16 protein-coding genes and 1 pseudogene are annotated in these 17,153 nt (G+C 73.8%); 10 read left to right on the top strand and 7 right to left on the bottom strand.

The genetic code is table 11. The features are described 5' to 3' along the window. Nucleotides 1-3 precede the first annotated feature (3 nt). A complete protein-coding gene (locus AB0399_RS11405) occupies nucleotides 4-633 on the top strand; it encodes a TetR family transcriptional regulator (RefSeq protein ID WP_366411093.1) in 630 nt (209 codons plus the stop codon). 56 nt (nucleotides 634-689) lie between these two features. Here the strand turns inward: AB0399_RS11405 and AB0399_RS11400 are convergent, their stop codons facing one another. Continuing rightward, the gene (locus AB0399_RS11400; RefSeq protein ID WP_366411092.1) at nucleotides 690-2,723 is read right to left on the bottom strand and encodes a thioredoxin domain-containing protein; all 2,034 of its coding nucleotides are present in this window, start codon (nucleotides 2,721-2,723) and stop codon (nucleotides 690-692) included. A 165-nt stretch (nucleotides 2,724-2,888) separates the two neighbouring features. On the opposite strand from AB0399_RS11400, the pseudogene AB0399_RS11395 reads away from it, so the two are divergent. The 4 genes and pseudogenes from AB0399_RS11395 to AB0399_RS11380 form a co-directional block, all read left to right on the top strand. After that, a pseudogene (locus AB0399_RS11395) lies at nucleotides 2,889-2,981 on the top strand (Uma2 family endonuclease); the annotation flags it as partial. A gap of 211 nt (nucleotides 2,982-3,192) precedes the next feature. Continuing rightward, nucleotides 3,193-3,549, top strand: a complete 357-nt coding sequence (locus tag AB0399_RS11390) for a YciI family protein (protein WP_329365429.1) — start codon at nucleotides 3,193-3,195, stop codon at nucleotides 3,547-3,549. A gap of 141 nt (nucleotides 3,550-3,690) precedes the next feature. Beyond that, nucleotides 3,691-5,157, top strand: a complete 1,467-nt coding sequence (locus AB0399_RS11385) for an RNA polymerase sigma factor (protein ID WP_366411091.1) — start codon at nucleotides 3,691-3,693, stop codon at nucleotides 5,155-5,157. Between the two features lie 226 nt (nucleotides 5,158-5,383). Next, nucleotides 5,384-8,794 (top strand): tetratricopeptide repeat protein, encoded by a 3,411-nt coding sequence (locus tag AB0399_RS11380; RefSeq protein ID WP_366411090.1) that lies wholly within the window; start codon nucleotides 5,384-5,386, stop codon nucleotides 8,792-8,794. Nucleotides 8,795-8,812: 18 nt separating this feature from the next. On the opposite strand, the gene AB0399_RS11375 is transcribed toward AB0399_RS11380, so the two are convergent. Together AB0399_RS11375 and mca are read right to left on the bottom strand one after the other, a co-directional pair. Further along, nucleotides 8,813-9,040: a hypothetical protein gene (locus tag AB0399_RS11375; RefSeq protein ID WP_329365431.1), complete on the bottom strand. Its 228-nt coding sequence runs from the start codon at nucleotides 9,038-9,040 to the stop codon at nucleotides 8,813-8,815. 29 nt (nucleotides 9,041-9,069) lie between these two features. After that, a complete protein-coding gene (mca, locus tag AB0399_RS11370; protein WP_329365432.1) occupies nucleotides 9,070-9,942 on the bottom strand; it encodes a mycothiol conjugate amidase Mca in 873 nt (290 codons plus the stop codon). A 130-nt stretch (nucleotides 9,943-10,072) separates the two neighbouring features. Between mca and AB0399_RS11365 the strand changes: the two genes are divergently transcribed. Further along, on the top strand, nucleotides 10,073-10,501 hold the full coding sequence (locus AB0399_RS11365; RefSeq protein WP_366411089.1) for a DUF4307 domain-containing protein: 429 nt from the start codon (nucleotides 10,073-10,075) through the stop codon (nucleotides 10,499-10,501). A 60-nt stretch (nucleotides 10,502-10,561) separates the two neighbouring features. On the opposite strand, the gene AB0399_RS11360 is transcribed toward AB0399_RS11365, so the two are convergent. Next, nucleotides 10,562-11,083, bottom strand: coding sequence for a hypothetical protein (locus AB0399_RS11360; RefSeq protein WP_329365436.1), 522 nt, complete (start codon nucleotides 11,081-11,083; stop codon nucleotides 10,562-10,564). Between the two features lie 368 nt (nucleotides 11,084-11,451). Here AB0399_RS11360 and greA point away from each other — a divergent pair, with 368 nt between their 5' ends. Continuing rightward, nucleotides 11,452-11,949 carry a transcription elongation factor GreA gene (gene greA, locus AB0399_RS11355; protein ID WP_328468522.1) on the top strand — a complete coding sequence of 166 codons (498 nt, stop codon included), beginning with the start codon at nucleotides 11,452-11,454 and terminating at the stop codon, nucleotides 11,947-11,949. Between the two features lie 157 nt (nucleotides 11,950-12,106). On the opposite strand, the gene AB0399_RS11350 is transcribed toward greA, so the two are convergent. The 3 genes from AB0399_RS11350 to ilvA form a co-directional block, all read right to left on the bottom strand. After that, a complete protein-coding gene (locus AB0399_RS11350) occupies nucleotides 12,107-12,970 on the bottom strand; it encodes an ABC transporter permease (protein WP_328468520.1) in 864 nt (287 codons plus the stop codon). Continuing rightward, entirely contained in the window at nucleotides 12,967-14,034 is a 1,068-nt protein-coding gene (locus AB0399_RS11345; RefSeq protein WP_366411088.1) for an ATP-binding cassette domain-containing protein, read from the bottom strand. The genes AB0399_RS11350 and AB0399_RS11345 overlap by 4 nt, the downstream gene beginning before the upstream one ends. A gap of 230 nt (nucleotides 14,035-14,264) precedes the next feature. Next, entirely contained in the window at nucleotides 14,265-15,485 is a 1,221-nt protein-coding gene (gene ilvA, locus AB0399_RS11340; RefSeq protein WP_366411087.1) for a threonine ammonia-lyase, read from the bottom strand. A gap of 213 nt (nucleotides 15,486-15,698) precedes the next feature. Here ilvA and AB0399_RS11335 point away from each other — a divergent pair, with 213 nt between their 5' ends. From AB0399_RS11335 to AB0399_RS11325, 3 genes are all read left to right on the top strand, one after another. Further along, nucleotides 15,699-16,211: a MarR family transcriptional regulator gene (locus AB0399_RS11335; RefSeq protein WP_328468514.1), complete on the top strand. Its 513-nt coding sequence runs from the start codon at nucleotides 15,699-15,701 to the stop codon at nucleotides 16,209-16,211. Between the two features lie 91 nt (nucleotides 16,212-16,302). Next, complete coding sequence (locus tag AB0399_RS11330; RefSeq protein ID WP_366411086.1) at nucleotides 16,303-16,821, top strand: sigma factor-like helix-turn-helix DNA-binding protein; 519 nt, start codon at nucleotides 16,303-16,305, stop codon at nucleotides 16,819-16,821. Beyond that, on the top strand, nucleotides 16,818-17,015 hold the full coding sequence (locus AB0399_RS11325) for a hypothetical protein (RefSeq protein ID WP_366411085.1): 198 nt from the start codon (nucleotides 16,818-16,820) through the stop codon (nucleotides 17,013-17,015). The genes AB0399_RS11330 and AB0399_RS11325 overlap by 4 nt, the downstream gene beginning before the upstream one ends. The last annotated feature ends 138 nt before the right edge of the window (nucleotides 17,016-17,153 follow it).

Below are 17,153 nucleotides of genomic sequence, written 5' to 3'. Positions count from 1 at the left end.
GGCATGTGCCCTCGTACGACCCCCACCGACGTGCCCGCGCCCGGCCTGCGGGAACGCAAGAAGGTCAAAACCCGGCAGGCCATCCGCACGGCCGCGTACCGGCTCTTCGCCGAGCAGGGGTACGACGCGACGCCGGTCGACCAGATCGCCGCGGAGGCGGACGTGTCACCCAGTACCGTCTTCCGCTACTTCCCCACCAAGGAGGACATCGTCCTCACGGACGAGTACGACGACGACATGGCGAGGGTGCTGCGCACCCGCCCGATGGACGAGCCGGCGCTCGCCTCCGTGCGGCACGTGATGCACGAGGTGCTGAGCCGCATGCTCGACGACCCGCAGGCGCGGGACGAGATGGTCCGGCGCGAGGAACTGGTCCGGGACGTCCCGGCGATCCGCGCCCGCGCGCACGAGTCGATGTCCACGACCGGGCGGCTGCTCGGCGGGATCATCGCGGAGCGGACCGGGCGGCCCGCGGACGACCTGGAGGTCCGGGTCTTCACGACGGCGGTCTTCGGGGCGATCCACGAGACCACGATGTACTGGATCGAGCACCACCGGTCCGAGGACATGATCGAACTGCTCGACCGCACCCTCGGGTTGCTCCGCCGAGGTCTCGACATCCCGCCGACCTGACCTGAACCACCCCGCGCCCCCGGGACCGTGCCTACGGAGACGGGGGCACCCGGGGGTCAGGCGTCCACTCGGAGTTGGGAGCGCAGGGCGCGGGGGTCGGAGGTGGGGGCGTCGCAGACGAAGCGGCGGCAGACATACGCCGCCGCGCGCCCTCCTCTGGTCGGGCGCCCCCGCAGCAGCGGGAACTCCTCCGACCCCTCCTCCCCGATCGCCACCACGGCGCCGGGCGCGGCGCCCAGCAGCGCGGTGCGGTGCAACTCGTCGGTGAGCGGGTCCCCGACCGCCCCGACGACCGCGACCTCCCGCGGCCCGTCGAGCATCGCCTCGGCCACCGCGAGCCCCCACCCGACGAAGCGGGGCGCGCGGGCGGCCAGCGCCCCGACCACGCCGAGCGCCCGCTCCGCCGCGGTGCGGTGCCGCTCGGAACCGGTGTGCGCGGCATACGACAGCAAGGCGCCCGCCGCCGCGTTCCACCCGGAGGGCACCGCGTTGTCCGTCGGGTCCTGCGGGCGGCGGATCAGCGCCTCGGCGTCGTCGGCGGTGTCGTAGAGCGTGCCGTCGGGCGCGGTGAAATGCGCGAGCACCCCGTCCAGCAGCAGCCCCGCGAAGTCCAGCCAGGCGCCCTCCCCGGTCACGGAGGCGAGCGCGAGGAAGCCCTCGGCGACGTCGCCGTAGTCCTCCAGCACGCCCGCGTTGGTGCCGGGCGCGCCGTCGCGGGATGTGCGCAGCAGCCGTCCGTCGGGGTCGAGGTGGACGCGTACCAGCAGGTCGGCGGCGTCGACCGCGGCCTGCACCAGGTCGGGCCGGTCGAAGTAGGCGCCGGTCTCGGCGAGCGCGGCGATGGCCAGCCCGTTCCAGGCGGCCACCACCTTGTCGTCCCGGCCGGGCCGGGGCCGCCGCGCCCGGGCGGTGAGCAGCCGGTCGCGTACGGAGGCCACCCGGTCGGCGTCCACCACGCCGTTGCCCTGCGGGAGTTGGAGGACCGAGGCGCCCTCCTCGAAGGTGCCCCCCGGGGTCACCCCGAAGTAGCCGGCCGCGAACTCACCGTCGGCCGGGCCGAGTTCGTCGGCGAGCTGGGCGGGCGTCCAGACGTAGTAGGCCCCTTCGACGCCGTGGCCGCTGCCGTCGTCGCTGTCCGCGTCCAGCGCGGAGGCGAACCCGCCCTCGGCCGTGCCGAGTTCGGTGACCATGAAGTCCGCGGTCTCCAGGGCGACCCGGCGGGCGAGGTCGGAGCCGGTGGTCCGCCACAGGTGTGCGTACACGCGGGTGAGCAGCGCGTTGTCGTAGAGCATCTTCTCGAAGTGCGGCACGACCCACGCATCGTCCACGCTGTACCGGGCGAAGCCGCCCGCGAGTTGGTCGTAGATCCCGCCGCGGGCCATCGCCTCGCAGGTGTCGCGGACCATCCGCAGGGCGCCCTCGGCGCCGGTACGGGAGTGGTGGCGCAGCAGGAACTCCAGCGCCATCGACGGCGGGAACTTCGGGGCGCCGCCGAAGCCGCCGTGCGTCTCGTCGTACGCCCGGGTCAGGCCGAGCAGCGCCGCGGCGAGTTCGCTCTCGCCCACGCCGCCGGTCGCGTTGCCGTACGCCCCGGCCCGCTCGGACAGTTCGCGTACGATCCGGCCGGCCACCTCGCCGACCTCCTCGCGGCGCTCCCGCCACGCGGCGACCACGCCCTCCAGCACCTCCCGGAACCCGGGCATGCCGCCGCGCGGGGTGGGCGGGAAGTAGGTGCCGAAGTAGAACGGCTCGCCGTCGGGGGTGAGGAAGACGGTCATCGGCCAGCCGCCCTGGCCGGTGGCGGCCTGCACGGCCTCCATGTAGACCGCGTCGACGTCGGGGCGCTCCTCCCGGTCCACCTTGACCGCGACGAAGTGCTCGTTCAGGTAGGCGGCGACCGCCTCGTCCTCGAACGACTCGTGCGCCATCACATGGCACCAGTGGCAACTGCTGTACCCCACGCTCAGCAGCACCGGCACCCCCCGCTTGCGGGCCTCCTCGAACGCCTCCTCGCCCCAGGGCCACCAGTCCACCGGGTTGTCCGCGTGCTGAAGCAGGTACGGCGACGTCGCGTCACCAAGTCGGTTCACCCGGCCACTTTCTCACGCCGCCACGACCCTCCGCGCGCGCCGACGTGGAGGTGTCGTGACGGCCGCTCCACGACCCACCGTCACCGCGTCGCGCGTCCCTGGCCAGTACGCTGCGCACGCTGCCGTCGGACGGCGCCGGAGACCAGGAGGACCGGGAAGCGCACGATGAGTGCCGGGAGGGTCGTGCCCGCGTGGATGCACGAGCGGATCACGGCCCAGCAGTACGACTCGTGGTCGGCCGAGCAGTGCGCGGGCATTCCGTTCCACTGGCGGGTCGGGCGGGCGCCGGCGACCGTGGCGCTGGTCCACCGGTATGTGCTGTTTCCGGGCGCGTGCCCGGTCTTCGACGACCGCCCGGAAAAAAGTTCCGCGGGCGTGTCGATTCCGGGGTGGTCCGCTCGACGCACTGGTGGGAGCGGGAAGAAGTCCCGCGGCCGGAGGATCTCCGGACGGACCGAAGGAGCACGAGATGCGCTACATGATGCTGGTCAAGGTGGACCCCTCGAAGGCGCCCGCGGCGGGGCCGAGCGCGGAGATGATGACGGAGATGGGCAAGCTCATCGACGAGATGGCCAAGGCCGGGGTGCTGCTGGACACCGGGGGGCTGCGGCCGGCCGAGGAGGGCACCGTGCTGCACCTGTCCGGCGGGAAGCAGACCGTGCTGGACGGGCCGTTCACCGAGGCCAAGGAGATCGTCGGCGGCTACTGCATCGTGCAGGTGAAGTCGCAGGAGGAGGCCCTGGAGTGGGCGTCCCGCTTCCTGTCGGTGCACGACGACGAGTGGGAGCTGTCGTCGGAGATCCGGCAGATCGTGGAGCCGCAGTAACGCGATCCGCGCGTCGGGGGGCGCCTGCCGTGCGCGGGCGCCCCCGGCTGCTGTCATGGGTCGTACGGCGAGCACGGCGACTACGGCGAGCACGGCGACGACGGCGGGCACGGCAGGCGGCGGGTGTGGCGGTATGACGGTATGACGGAGGAAGAGGGACAGGGGCAAGCGGCGGTGGACGGGCAGGCCCGGTCCCGTACGGACCCGGGACGGGACGCGCATCGGGCCGTGGCCGCGGTGTGGCGGATCGAGTCGCCGCGGCTGGTGGCCGGGCTGGCCCGGCTGGTGCGGGACCTGGACACGGCGGAGGAACTCGCCCAGGACGCGCTGGTCGCCGCGCTGGAGCAGTGGCCGCGCGAGGGGGTGCCGCGCAACCCGGGCGCGTGGCTGATGACCACCGCCAAGCGGCGGGCGATCGACCAGATCCGCCGGGACGAGACGTTCGCCCGCAAGCTGCGGCTGCTCGCCCGCGAACAGGAGACCGGGCCCGGGCCGGCGGACGTCGAGGAGGCGTTCGCACGGGCGGAGGACCCGGACGCGATCGAGGACGACCTGCTGCGGCTGGTGTTCACCGCGTGCCACCCGGTGCTGTCCCAGGAGGCGCGGGTCGCGCTGACCCTGCGGCTGGTGGGCGGCCTGACCACGGACGAGATCGCCCGCGCGTACCTGGTCGCGGAGCCGACGGTGGCGCAGCGGATCGTCCGGGCCAAGCGCACCCTCGCGAAGGAGCGGGTGCCGTTCGAGGTGCCCTACGGGCCGGAGCGGGCGCAGCGCCTCGCGTCGGTCCTCGAAGTGGTCTATCTGGTCTTCAACGAGGGCTACTCGGCGACCGCCGGCGACGACTGGACGCGTCCCGCGCTGTGCGAGGACGCGCTGCGGCTGGCCCGGGTGCTGGCGGGGCTGATGCCGGCCGAGCCGGAGGTGCACGGGCTCGCCGCGCTGCTGGAGATCCAGGCGTCGCGGTCGGCCGCGCGCGGCGGCGCCGAGCCGGTCCTGCTGGCCGACCAGGACCGGCGGCGCTGGGACATGCTGCTGGTCCGCCGCGGGTTCGCCGCGCTGGCCCGGGCGAACGCCGCGGCGCGGGAGCGGGGCGTGGCGCCGGGGCCGTACGCGCTCCAGGGCGCGATCGCCGCCTGCCACGCGAGCGCGCTCGACCCGGCGGACACCGACTGGGACCGGATCGCCGGGCTGTACCGGATGCTGGCCGCCCGTACCGGCTCCCCCGTGGTCGAGTTGAACCGCGCGGTGGCGGTCGGCATGGCGCGCGGCCCGGCCGCGGGCCTGGAACTGGCCGACGCGCTCGCCGGCTCGGGCGCGCTGGAGGGCTACCACCTGCTGCCGGCCGTACGGGCGGACCTGCTGCTGCGGCTGGGGCGGGCGGCCGAGGCGCGCGAGGAGTTCGCCCGGGCCGCGGAGTTGACCCGGAACAACGCCGAACGGGCCCTGCTGCTGCGGCGGTCGGCGCAGGCGGGCGCAGACGCGGAGGCGGGCGCGAAGACCGAGGCGGGCGCGAAGACCGAGGTGGAGCCGGCGCCGGAACCGGGCAGGGAAGCAGGCAAGCGCGCCACCGCTGCCGCCGACAACGGGGTTCAGCCGCACGGCAGTTGACGCCCGCGGCCCGCACCGTGCGCGCCCGTACCGGCTCCGCCGCAGCGCCTGCCACCGGTCCGGCACCACGCCCGGTGGCGCCTGCGTCCGCCCGGCGCGCGCGGTGGGCTCCGGGTGCTTGTCAACGGCGCGCCGGAAACGGGGGGTTGAGGCGGGCCCGGTACGGGAACCTCCTACTACCCGTGGAGTGTGTTCACCACGGGGCCGGTAGGTAACGGGAGGGCATGTGGCGGAGTCGCGGATCGCGTTGCGGGCGGCGGACCGGGCCGAGGTGGAGCGGCTGCTGCGCCGAACGGTGGCCGAGCGGGGCGCCGGCGCCGGGAGCCCCGCGGGCGACACGCGGGCGCTGCTGGCGCGCGGCCGGCAGCAGTTGGACGACCTTGCGGGTGCCGCTCCCGAGGAGTACACCGCCTACCGCAAGGCGCTGCGCGAGGGCCGGGCCGCCTCCAACGTCTCGGCGATGGCGCCCGGTTCGGTGCCAGGACTCGCCGCGATCGTGGCCGCGGTGGTCGCCTTCGGCCTCGACCTCGGGCACGGGCTGTCGGCCGGCGCCGCCGTGATCACCGGCCTCGCCACCGGCGCCGCGACCTTCTGCGTGGCGGCGCTGCGCACCCTCCGGGCGCACCAGGCGCTGCCCGCCGGCGCCGCGCAGGCCAGGTCGGCGTGGCTGGCGGCGGTGGAGCAGCGCGGGATAAGGCCGTTCGTGCTGGACGCCCGGCCGGCCGCACCGGGCTCCGCATCCGGCTCCGCACAGAGCTCCGCGCAGGGCTCCACACAGGGCTCCGTATCCGGCGCGGGCGCCCCATCGATCGCCAGGCAGCGCACCGCCGCGCCCGAGCCGCCGCGCGCGACCGCGCCGCCGCCCACCCGCGGGCCCGCGCCCGCACCCGCTTCCCCGGCCCTGCCCGCACCGGTGCCGCCGCCCGTACCGGAGCGGGCCGCGGCCACCAAGGCGCGGCGCGGCGGGGACCGCAGCGCCGCCGCCCGGGCCCGGGCGGTCCTGGAGCAGTCGTTCGGCCAACTTCCGGAGACCGAGGGGCCGTTCGCCGGGCGGCGCGGCCACCTCGCCCAGATCGCGCAGTGGGTGCACCAGGCCCGCGCGTCAACTGCCGTACGCCCCACGGTCGTGGTCCTGCACGGCCCGGCCGGCGGTGGCCGCAGCGCCCTCGCGGTGCGCGCGGCAAGGGAGTTGAAGGACCAGTTCAAGGGCGCGTGCGTGGTGGACCTGCGCGGCGCGGGCGCCGCGCCGCTGCCGGTCAGGGACGCGCTGCTGCACCTGCTCAACCGGCTCGGCGCGCCCCGCGACCAGCTCCTCTTCCGGGAGCGGCCGGAGCGGCAGGACCAGGGCCAGCACATGCGCCGCCTCGCCGAGCAGTACCAGCAGCACCTGACCGGCGTGCCGGTGGTGATCGTGCTGGACGACGCGGCCGACGCCGAGCAGATCCGGCAGCTGGTGCCGGAGCGCTCCGAGAGCCTGGTGCTGGTCACCTCCGCCGAGCCGTTCGACCCGGATCTGCCGGGCGCGGTCGTGCACCACCTGCCGGTCGGCCCGTTGAACCTCGACGACACCTTCGAACTGCTCGGCGAGATCGCCGACGCGGCCGGTACCGACACCGCGCCGCCCGAACAGGCCGAGCGGCTGCGCGAGTTGACCGCGGGCCTGCCGATCGCGCTGCGGATCGCGGCCTCCGGGCTCGCCGAGCACGGCGGCGCGGCCGGACTGGCCGACGACATCGAGGTGTTCGGGCCGCGCGACCCGGTCGACCGGGTGCTCGCGCTGCGCTACCACGACCAGCCCGAGCCGGGCCGCCGCCTGCTGCGCCGCCTCGCGCTCGCCGGCCGGGCGAGTTTCGGGGCGGCCGCGGCCGCGGCGCTGCTGGCCACCGACGAGCAGGAGGCCGGCCGTCGGCTGGCCGAACTGGCCGCCGCCGGGCTGCTGGAGAACGTCCGCGGCAGCCGCTACCGGCCGCACGACCTGGTCCGGGCCTTCGCCGCGGAGCGGCTGCTCGACGAGGAGGACCCGGTCGAGCGGGCCGCCGCCCACGAACGGCTGATCCGCTCCTACGCCGACCTGGCCGACACCGTGATCCGGCTGGTCGAGGGGAAGACCTCGACCCGGGCCGGCCGGTTCGGGCCGCACGGCTTCGCCTCCCTCGAACTCGCGCTGCGCTGGCTTGACGAGGAGTCCTCGTTCATCACCGCCGCGCTGCGCGACACCGCGGGGGTGGACCAGTCCGCCGTGCAGGCGCTGCTGGGCGCGCTGTGCGACTACTGCCTGCTGCGCGGCGACCTGTACCGGCTGGGCGAGATCAGCGAGATGGCCCAGGCGCAGCAGGCCGCGGGGCTGCGCTCGGGCACCGAGGACGACCGTTCGGTGCTGGTGCGGTCGGTGCAGTGGCGGACCGGCATCGCGGCCCGGCAGCTCGGCGAGCTGGACCGTTCGAAGTCCACCCTCAGCGCGGTGGTGGACCTGTACTTCGAGGCCGAGCACCCGGCCGGCGCCGCCCGCGCGCTGGACAGCCTCGGCATCACCCTGCACCACCAGGGCAACCTGCGGGAGGCCGAACTGCGGCTGCGCGAGGCCGTCGACATCCAGGCGGCGCCCGGGCTGGAGGAGGACCGGGCCTGGACGCTGCACGCGCTCGCCGCGGTACTGCGGGACATGGGCCAGGTCGGGCAGGCGCTCGGGCTGCTCCAGGAGTCGCTGGCGCTGCACCGGGAGAACGAGAGCGTGCAGGGCGAGGCCTGGGCGCACCTCCAACTCGGCCAGGTCTACCTGCGGTTGGGCCGGCTGGCGGAGGGCGAGGAGGAACTGCGCGCGGCCGGGCGGTCGTACGCCCTGGCCCGTGACCCGCGCGGCACCGCGTGGACGCTCACCCAGCAGGCCCGTGCGCGGCTGATGAGGGGCGAGGCGCGGGAGGCCGCCCGCGACCTGGACGAGGCGGTGCAGCGGCACCGGACCAGTGAGGACGCCCGCGGCGAGGCGTGGACGCTGTACTACCTCGGGCACGCGCTGGAGGAGAGCGGCGACACCGACGCGGCGCTGCGCACCCTGGAGCGGTCGCGCAGCATGTTCTCCCGGATGCGGGACGTCTACGGGCTGGCGTGCGCCCGGCACCACTCCGCGCGGGTGACCCGGGACCAGCGGGCGGCCCGCACCGGGAACCTGCGCAACAGCGGGTTCGCCCGGCAGCTGCTCCAGGACGCCCGGCAGGACTTCCGGCGGATCGGGGTGGAGCACGGCGAGGCGTGGTCGTGCGTGGAGCTGGCGGTGATCGACGCGGGGAACGGGCGGCTGCTGGAGGCGCTGACGCTGCTGGACGAGGCGGCGGAGCTCTTCGCCTCGCTCGGGGACCGGCGCGGCCACGACTGGGCGGTCTTCCTGCGGGCCACGGTGCTGCCGCTGCTGCCGCCGGACCCGGCCGGGCCCGACGGCACCACCCGGGCCCGTGAGGAGCTCCAGGCGCTGCTGGCCGAGTCCTTCCCCGAGCGCGACCCCGATCTCACGGAGTACGCCGAGGCGCACCTGCTGCTGCTCGCCCGCGGTTCCATCGTCCCCGGGTCGCCCTGGGACGCGTGGAGACTGGGCATGACCCCGACGAGGTCTGCCCGGATGGTGATGGCGGTCCCGACGTAGCGGCGGGCCGCCGCGCGGTTACTCCCGCGCCGCCGGGATCTTCGGCTTCGTGTCGGGAGCCGGCTGCTCCTCGAAGTCGATCTTCTTCATCTGCTTGTTCATGTTCTTCATCAGCGCCCACAGGCCCACCGCGATCACGGCGAAGACCACGAACCCGAGCAGCCCTGGGGTCACCTTGTTCTTGTCGAGCTCCTGGGCGAGCGGGACGAGGTGGTGGAGGGCGTGGTAGTCAGTCACGCCCTCCATTGTTGCTCAGGCCCGCGAGGCCCCGGAGGTCAGGCCCCGCGAACGCCCGCGAACAGGTCGTCCTCGGGCAGGGAGACGTCCACCCGGGAGCGGGCGAGTTCGTAGTCCTCGGTGGGCCAGACCTCGCGCTGGACGTCCATCGGGACCCGGAACCAGCCGCCGTCGGGGTCGATCTGGGTGGCGTGGGCGAGCAGCGCCTTGTCGCGGATCTCGAAGAAGTCGCCGCACGGCACGTGGGTGGTCAGGTTGCGCTCGGGCCGGTCGGACTCCTCGAACCGCTTGATCCAGTCCTCGTACGGGGACTCCAGGCCGCGGGCGAGCAGCGCCTCGTGCAGGGCGAGCGTGCGGGCCTTGTTGAAGCCCTGGTTGTAGTAGAGCTTCGAGGGGGTCCAGGGCTCGCCCGCCTCGGGGTAGCGCTCGGGGTCCCCCGCCGCCTCGAACGCCACCACCGAGATCTTGTGGGTCATGATGTGGTCGGGGTGCGGGTAGCCGCCGTTCTCGTCGTAGGTGGTGATCACCTGCGGCCGGAACTCGCGGATGAGCTTCACCAGCGCGCCGGCCGCGGTGTCCACGTCCTCCAGGCCGAAGCAGCCCTCGGGCAGCGGCGGCAGCGGGTCGCCCTCGGGCAGCCCCGAGTCCACGTAGCCGAGCCACGCCTGCTTCACGCCGAGGATCTGCCGGGCCTCGTCCATCTCCTTGGCCCGGACCTCGTGGATGTGCTCCTCGATATAGGCGTCGCCCTGGAGCTTGGGGTTGAGCACGGAGCCGCGCTCGCCGCCGGTGCACGTCGCCACCAGCACGTCGACCCCCTCTGACACGTACTTGGCCATGGTGGCCGCACCCTTGCTCGACTCGTCGTCGGGGTGGGCGTGCACGGCCATCAGTCGAAGCTGATCGGTCAAGGCTGGCTTCCTTAGGTCTCCGGTCTTCACAACAGTGTCGAACCCCCTCCGAAGTCACCCGGGGGAACCTCCCTATAGTGACGGGAGACGGGGGCGAATAATTCCGCGGTTCCCCGACGGAGGGACGATCATGACGGCCGTGCAGCCTGGCCCGGCACCCGCGCTGCCCGAAGGGCGTTACGGCGGCGGCCCGGACGCGGACGCCCGCAAGGACCGCGCACTGCGCAGGGCCGCGGTCGTGCTGGGCGCGCTCCTGGCGGTCGGCATCGGCTACTTCGCCTGGCACTCGCTGACCGGGAACAAGATCAGCGCGCAGGTCGTCTCCTTCAAGGCGGTGACCGACCACTCCCTGCAGATCCACCTCGAAGTCCACAAGGGCGCCGGCACCGTCGCGATCTGCACGGTCCGCTCCCAGGACACCGACCACAACGAGGTCGGGCGCAAGGACGTACGGATCACCCAGCACGCCAAGGACGTCGACACGATCGTGACGCTCCGCACCACGGCGCTGGGCACCACCGGCGAACTCGTGGGCTGCCAGACCGCGAAGAACAGCTGACGAGTACCCGGGGGACGGTCGAAGGGCAGGCCCCGGGCCGGCCGCCCGGCCCCGCTCCCGTCAGTGGCTGAGCACGTTCGCGCCCACGATGAACAGGCCGATCAGCACGTCCACGCCGCCGACCCGGCAGGACGGCCCCCAGCCCTGGCCCGCCGCGCGGGCCGCCCACAGCCCCCATCCGAAGAGCGTCGCGGTGTTGACGATCAGGACGACGCTGGTGCCGCCGCTCTCGCTCCACCACCCGGCGGAGGCGCCCAGGAGCACGAACAGCGTCGGCATCACGGCGGCGACCAGCGGCCACTCGTCCCGCATCGACCGGAGCGTCTCGACGGTGGCCTTCTTGCCGCCGCCGGCCGACCAGTGGGAGATGGTGTGCGCGTAACCGTGGGCCGCGGCCGCCGTGACCGCGGCCAGCAGAATCCACAGCGCGTCGTAGCCGGGGTTGGGCTGGCCGGTGTCGTGGTCGAGGGCGGACGCGAGGGAACTGGCGAGCACCGTCCCGTACACGCCGCCGAACAGCAGGCGCTGCCGCGGCACGCCCAGGGTCGTGTAAGCCGTGTCCCGGCTCGGGCTGTCCGGCACGCTGCCACCCTTCGCGCAGTACGGTCGCTCCGCACGATGTAACCGCATGTGGGGCATATCTCCCCGCACCCGGCCGGGGGCGCCGCCGCATGTCGGCCGCGCGCCGAGCGGCACGCGCCAGAAGGGCTCCACGAGGCCCGGAAACGCGTTCGAGGCGCGTGCGGGACGCGCCCGGGGCCCCGCCCGGTGCCCGCCCGGGACCCGCCCGCCGGCCGCCGAGTGGCCGCGGACCGGCAGGACGAGGCCGCCTCGCCGGTCAGGAATTGTTAGGCTCGTGGTTTCGTCCCTGCACCGGCTGGCAATGCACTTGTTCACCGGAAAGGGACACGCATACGCACACCGCATGACAGTACCGACGAGGAGCACCTGTGACCCAGACCAGCGACAACGTCACCTGGCTCACCCAGGCGGCGTACGACCAGCTCAAGGCCGAGCTGGAGCATCTGTCTGGTCCGGCCCGCGCCGAGATCGTCGCCAAGATCGAGGAAGCCCGTCAGGAAGGCGATCTCAAGGAGAACGCCGGCTACCACGCGGCGCGTGAGGACCAGGGCAAGCTGGAGCTGCGCATCCGGCAGCTCAACCAGATCCTGGAGACCGCGAAGGTCGGCGAGGCGCCGGCCGACGACGGCGTGGTGGCGCCCGGCATGGTGGTGACCATCGCGTTCGACGGCGACCCGGACGACACGCTGACCTTCCTGCTCGGCTCGCGCGAGGGGGTCGGCAGCGACCTCGACACGTACTCGCCGCAGTCGCCGCTCGGCCGGGGTGTGGCCGGCAAGCGCAAGGGCGAGGACGCCACGTACGAGCTGCCGAACGGCAAGACGGCGGCGGTGAAGGTCCTCGACGTGAAGCCGTACCAGGGCTGAGCCCTCCGCGCGGCGCCGCCCTCGCGGCACGCATGACGCAGCCCCGGCCGTCGGGTGACGGCCGGGGCTGCGTACGTGTACGGCGTACGTCCGGGGCGCGGGCGCACCGGCGCGTACGGCCTGCGTACGGGCTGTGTACGGCCTCGTACGGGACCGGCTAGGAGGCCGCGGAGCGGTACTTGCGCACCGCGAGGGTGCGGAAGATCGCCACGATGACCACCGACCAGGCCAGCGAGGCCCACACCGGGTGCTCCATCGGCCAGGCCGAGGACTTGACCACGCCCGGGTTGCCGAAGAGCGTGCGGCTCGCCTGGACGGTGGCACTGAACGGGTTCCACTCGGCGATGTGCCGCAGCCACGGCGTCATGTTCTCCGGGGAGACGAACGCGTTGGACACGAAGGTGACCGGGAAGAGCCAGACCAGGCCGCCGGAGGTGGCCGCCTCGGGGGTGCGCACCGACAGGCCGATCAGCGCGCCGATCCAGGAGAAGGCGTAGCCGAGCAGCAGCAGGAGCGCGAACGCGCCGAACATCTTCGGCACGCCGTTGTGGATGCGCCAGCCGACCAGCAGTCCGACGCAGGCGAGGACGACCACGGTCAGCGCCGTCTGCACCAGGTCGGCGAGGGTACGGCCGGTGAGCACCGCGCCGCGCGACATCGGCAGCGAGCGGAACCGGTCGATCAGGCCCTTGTGCATGTCGTCGGCGATGCCCGCGCCGGCGCCCGCGGTGGCGAAGGTGACGGTCTGCGCGAAGATGCCCGCCATCAGGAAGTTGCGGTAGTCGGAGGCGTTGGACGACCCGCCGACGGCGACCGAGCCGCCGAAGACGTAGCTGAACAGCACCACGAACATGATCGGCTGGAACAGGCCGAAGATCACGACCTCGGGGATGCGCATCATCCGCAGCAGGTTGCGCTTGGCGACGACCAGGGAGTCGTGCAGGGAGCCCAGCACGCCGCCGCGCGGGGTCGGCGCGAGGGTGGCGTGCGGGGTCTCGGGGGTGCCGGTGACGGCGCTCATTTCGTGCTCTCCTTCGCCGAAGCGGCCTGCTGGTCGTCACCGGAGCCGGAAGCCGAACCGGAGTCGGAGTCGGAGCCGGCGCGTTCGGCGGCCTCCGCGGCCTGCGCCTCGGACTCCTCGGCGGTGTGCCCGGTGAGGGAGAGGAACACGTCGTCGAGGGTGGGGCGGCGCAGCCCGATGTCGTCGATCTCGATGCTCTCGGCGTCGAGGTCGCGGATCACCTCGGCCAGCAGCTTGGCGCCGCCGGCGACCGGCACGGTGACCTTGCGGGTGTGCTGCTCGACGGTGACGGCGTCCCGGCCGCCCTTGCCGTGCCGGACCAGCACGGCCACGGTGTCCTCGATCCGGCCCTGGTCGTGGGCGACGACCTCGATCCGCTCGCCGCCGGTCTGCGCCTTGAGCTGGTCGGAGGTGCCGCGGGCGATCACCAGGCCGTGGTCGATGACGCAGATGTCGTGCGCGAGGTGGTCGGCCTCCTCCAGGTACTGCGTGGTGAGCAGCAAGGTGGTGCCGCCGGCCACCAGTTCCTGGATGACCTCCCACAACTGCTGCCGGTTGCGCGGGTCGAGCCCGGTGGTGGGTTCGTCCATGAACATCACCGGCGGGCTGACCACGAGGGCGGCGGCCAGGTCGAGCCGGCGGCGCATACCGCCGGAGTAGGTCTTGGAGACGCGGTTGGCGGCGTCGGCGAGGTTGAACCGCTCCAGCAGTTCGTCGGCGCGCGCCTTGGCCCGCTTCGCGTCGAGCTGGTAGAGCTGCGCGACCATCTGCAGGTTCTCGCGGCCGGTGAGGTACTCGTCGACGGCCGCGAACTGGCCGGACAGCCCGATGTGCCGGCGGACCTCGTTGGGGTGCTTGAGCACGTCGATGCCCGCGACGACGGCCTTGCCGCTGTCGGGGCGCAGCAGTGTGGTCAGAACCCGGACGGCGGTGGTCTTCCCCGCGCCGTTGGGCCCGAGCAGGCCGAGGACGGTGCCTTCCGGCACGTCGAGATCCACTCCCCCCAGTGCTCTGACGTCTCCGAAGGTCTTGACCAGACCTTCGGCGTAGATGGCGCCCGCCATGTCTTTCGCTCCCGTCGGTGATCTGTGTGTGCGCGTACGCGGGACGCGTACCGGGGCGGCAGCCGCGTGCCCGCGGCCGGGCCCGCTGCCTCGTGCCCGTTCGACCGGTGCGCCGACCGGAACTCATCGGTCGACGGGCGTCTTCGCGATAGTCCGCGAGCATGCCAGACGCGATATATCGCGTCAACCGGTTTTCCCGGGGCCCGGTTTTCCCGGGCCGCGCCGCCCGCTCAGCCGATCACCCGGTAGCCGGCGTCCTCCAGGACCGTCGCGACCACCGCGCGGTGCTCGGGCCCCTTCGTCTCCAGGTGCACCTCGACCTCCGCCTCGGTGAGGCCGAGCCGCGGGTCGGTGCGCATGTGGCTGATGTCGAGCACATTGGCATCCGCCTCTGACAATGTGCTCAACAGCCCGGCCAGCGCGCCCGGTCGGTCGGTGAGCCGCAGCCGCAGCGACAGGTAGCGGCCGGCCGCCGACATGCCGTGCCGCAGGATGCGCTGCATCAGCAACGGGTCCACGTTCCCGCCCGACAGCACCGCCACCACCGGGCCCTCGAAGGACCGCGGCGCCGCCAGCAGCGCCGCCACCGAACTGGCCCCGGCCGGCTCCACCACCAGCTTCGCCCGTTCAAGACACAGCAGCAGCGCCGACGACAGGTCGTCCTCGGAGACCGTCACCACGTCGTCGACCAGCTCCTTGACCAGCGCGAACGGCACGTCGCCCGGCCGGCCGACCATGATGCCGTCCGCCATGGTCGCCACCGAGCCCAGCGCTATCGGCCGCCCCGCCGCGAGCGAGGGCGGATACGCCGCCGCGCCCGCCGCCTGCACCCCGACGACCCGCACATCCGGCCGCAGCGCCTTGATCGCCACCGCCATCCCCGCCACCAGCCCGCCGCCGCCGACGCCGACCACCACGGTCCGCACCTCGGGGCACTGCTCCAGCACCTCCAGGCCCACCGTGCCCTGCCCGGCGATGATGTCCGGGTGGTCGAAGGGGTGGATGAACACCGCGCCGGTCCGCTCCGCGTACGCGATCGCCGCCCGCAGCGTCTCGTCGACGACCGTGCCGTGCAGCCGAACCTCGGCGCCGTAGTCGCGGGTCGCGGCCACCTTGGGCAGCGGGGCGCCCATGGGCATGAACACCGTCGAGCGCACGCCGAGCAGCGACGCGGCGAGCGCGACGCCCTGCGCGTGGTTGCCGGCGCTCGCGGCCACCACGCCGGCCGCGCGCTCCTCCGGGCGCAGCCCGGCGATCCGCACGTACGCGCCGCGGATCTTGAACGACCCGGTGCGCTGGAGGTTCTCGCACTTGAGATGCACCGGCGCCCCGACCAGCGACGACAAGTGGCGGGAGGTCTCCATCGCGGTGATCCGGGCGACCCCGGAGAGCATCTTGTGGGCTCCGCGCACGTCATCCAGGGTGATCGACCGGAGCCGATTGTTGTCCATGCGCCCAGTCTCGCAGTCCGACCTCACGATCCCGGCCAACCCTTTGCCCGGGAAGTCGACAGAAGCTCCCCGCGGTGACCGTGGCCGCGTACTCTTCTCCCAACTTCCCGCCGTACCCGCGCCGTACCTCCCGCTCATCCCCCGCTCATCCCACCTTCGACCGGAACCCTCACCGGTACTCCACCGGACCGACAGAACGCGAGCTTCAAGGTCATGTCCAACCCTCCGGAGACCTCGACCGAACTCCTTGAGAGCCTCCAGCACCAGGTCGCCCTCTTCGCCCGCCGCGCCGAGCAGACCCGGCTCGGCGGTGTCGGCAGGGCCCGCAACTCCATGGACCGCGCCGCCTACCTCCTGCTCAACCGGCTCGACCACGAGGGCCCGATGGGCGTCAAGGCACTCGCCGAGGCGATGGGCATCGACTCCTCCACGGTCACCCGCCAGGTCGCGCCGCTGGTCGACACCGGCCTGGTCAAGCGCACCTCCCACCCCGAGGACGGACGTGCGGTCGTCCTCGCGCTGTCCCCGCGCGGCCGCGGCCGGCTGGGCGAAGTACGCGACTCCCGGCGGGAGTTGATGGCCAAGGTGACCGAGGACTGGTCGCCGCGGGAACGGGAGCTGTTCACCGAGCTGCTGGGCCGCTTCAACATCGCGCTGGCCGACTGGCACTCCGGGTTCGGGCAGCGCGGCGAGCCGGACCGCGGCGAGGACATCGTCGGCCGCTGAGCGCACCCCCGCACCGGCGCCGCCGAACCGGTGTGACCCGGGTCACGCACGAGTATTGACCGCAGGCCCGCGCGTGCCGTCCCATGGCCGCGTGGGGACTCCAGGACGCACTCCAGGACGCACTCCAGGGCGTCAGCGCCGGGCGGTCGCGGGGACCCGCCGGGACGCCGAGTTCGCGGCGTTCGTCGCGGGCGCGGGCGGACGGCTGCTGCACTCCGCCCTCCTCCTCACCGGCGACCGGGCCGCCGCCGAGCGGCTGCTCACCGCCGCGCTCGCCCGGCTCTACGCGGACTGGCAGCACCTGCTCGACGGCGACGACCCCTACGACCGGGCGCGCACCGAGCTGTTCGTGCGGTACGCCTACCGGCCCTGGCGCCGCCTGCGCGGCGGCGCTCTCGACGGGCTCTCCGCGCGCGAGCGGCTCATCATCACCATGCGGTACTTCGAGGGGATCGGGGAGGAGCAGACCGCGGCGCTGCTCGGGATGGGGGTCGAACGGGTCGGGGAGATCGCCGCGCACAGCGGGGCGAGGCTGCGCAGCCGGCCGGCCCGGGTCGGCCCCCGGGCCGCACGGTCCCGGTCCCGTACGGCCTCGGCGGTCGGACGGTGAGTGCGCCGCCGAACCGGCGCGAGGACGAGTTGCGGCGGCAACTCGACACCCCGCACCCGCTGGTGCCCTCCGACCTCGCGGAGCGCGCCGCCGCGCGGGGCCGTCACCTCCTACGGCGCCGCCGCGTCGTGCGCTACGCGCTCTGCACGGTCCTCCTCGCCGCGGCCACCACGGCCGTGCTCCTCCTCGCCTGAACCCCCGGGTGCCCCAGCCCTGCCGGCGCCGGGACCACCCCCTGGGGGCTGCCCTTGGACACGGCGAGCAACCACCCCCCGCGCGAGCACCCCCACCGGCAGGCGGCCCCTCGACCGTCGGACCGGGGCACCCGGGTG

Source organism: Streptomyces sp. NPDC088194 (assembly GCF_040702025.1).
Taxonomy (GTDB): domain Bacteria; phylum Actinomycetota; class Actinomycetes; order Streptomycetales; family Streptomycetaceae; genus Actinacidiphila.
This window is presented reverse-complemented; position numbering and strand designations above follow the sequence as displayed.

Coding starts and splice junctions, on each gene's coding strand:
- AB0399_RS11405 (WP_366411093.1), top strand. CDS start 4: ATGTGCCCTCGTACGACCCCCACCGACGTGCCCGCGCCCGGCCTGCGG.
- AB0399_RS11390 (WP_329365429.1), top strand. CDS start 3,193: ATGCGCTACATGATGCTGGTCAAGGTGGACCCCTCGAAGGCGCCCGCG.
- AB0399_RS11385 (WP_366411091.1), top strand. CDS start 3,691: ATGACGGAGGAAGAGGGACAGGGGCAAGCGGCGGTGGACGGGCAGGCC.
- AB0399_RS11375 (WP_329365431.1), bottom strand. CDS start 9,040: ATGGAGGGCGTGACTGACTACCACGCCCTCCACCACCTCGTCCCGCTC.
- AB0399_RS11365 (WP_366411089.1), top strand. CDS start 10,073: ATGACGGCCGTGCAGCCTGGCCCGGCACCCGCGCTGCCCGAAGGGCGT.
- AB0399_RS11350 (WP_328468520.1), bottom strand. CDS start 12,970: ATGAGCGCCGTCACCGGCACCCCCGAGACCCCGCACGCCACCCTCGCG.
- AB0399_RS11345 (WP_366411088.1), bottom strand. CDS start 14,034: ATGGCGGGCGCCATCTACGCCGAAGGTCTGGTCAAGACCTTCGGAGAC.
- ilvA (WP_366411087.1), bottom strand. CDS start 15,485: ATGGACAACAATCGGCTCCGGTCGATCACCCTGGATGACGTGCGCGGA.
- AB0399_RS11335 (WP_328468514.1), top strand. CDS start 15,699: ATGTCCAACCCTCCGGAGACCTCGACCGAACTCCTTGAGAGCCTCCAG.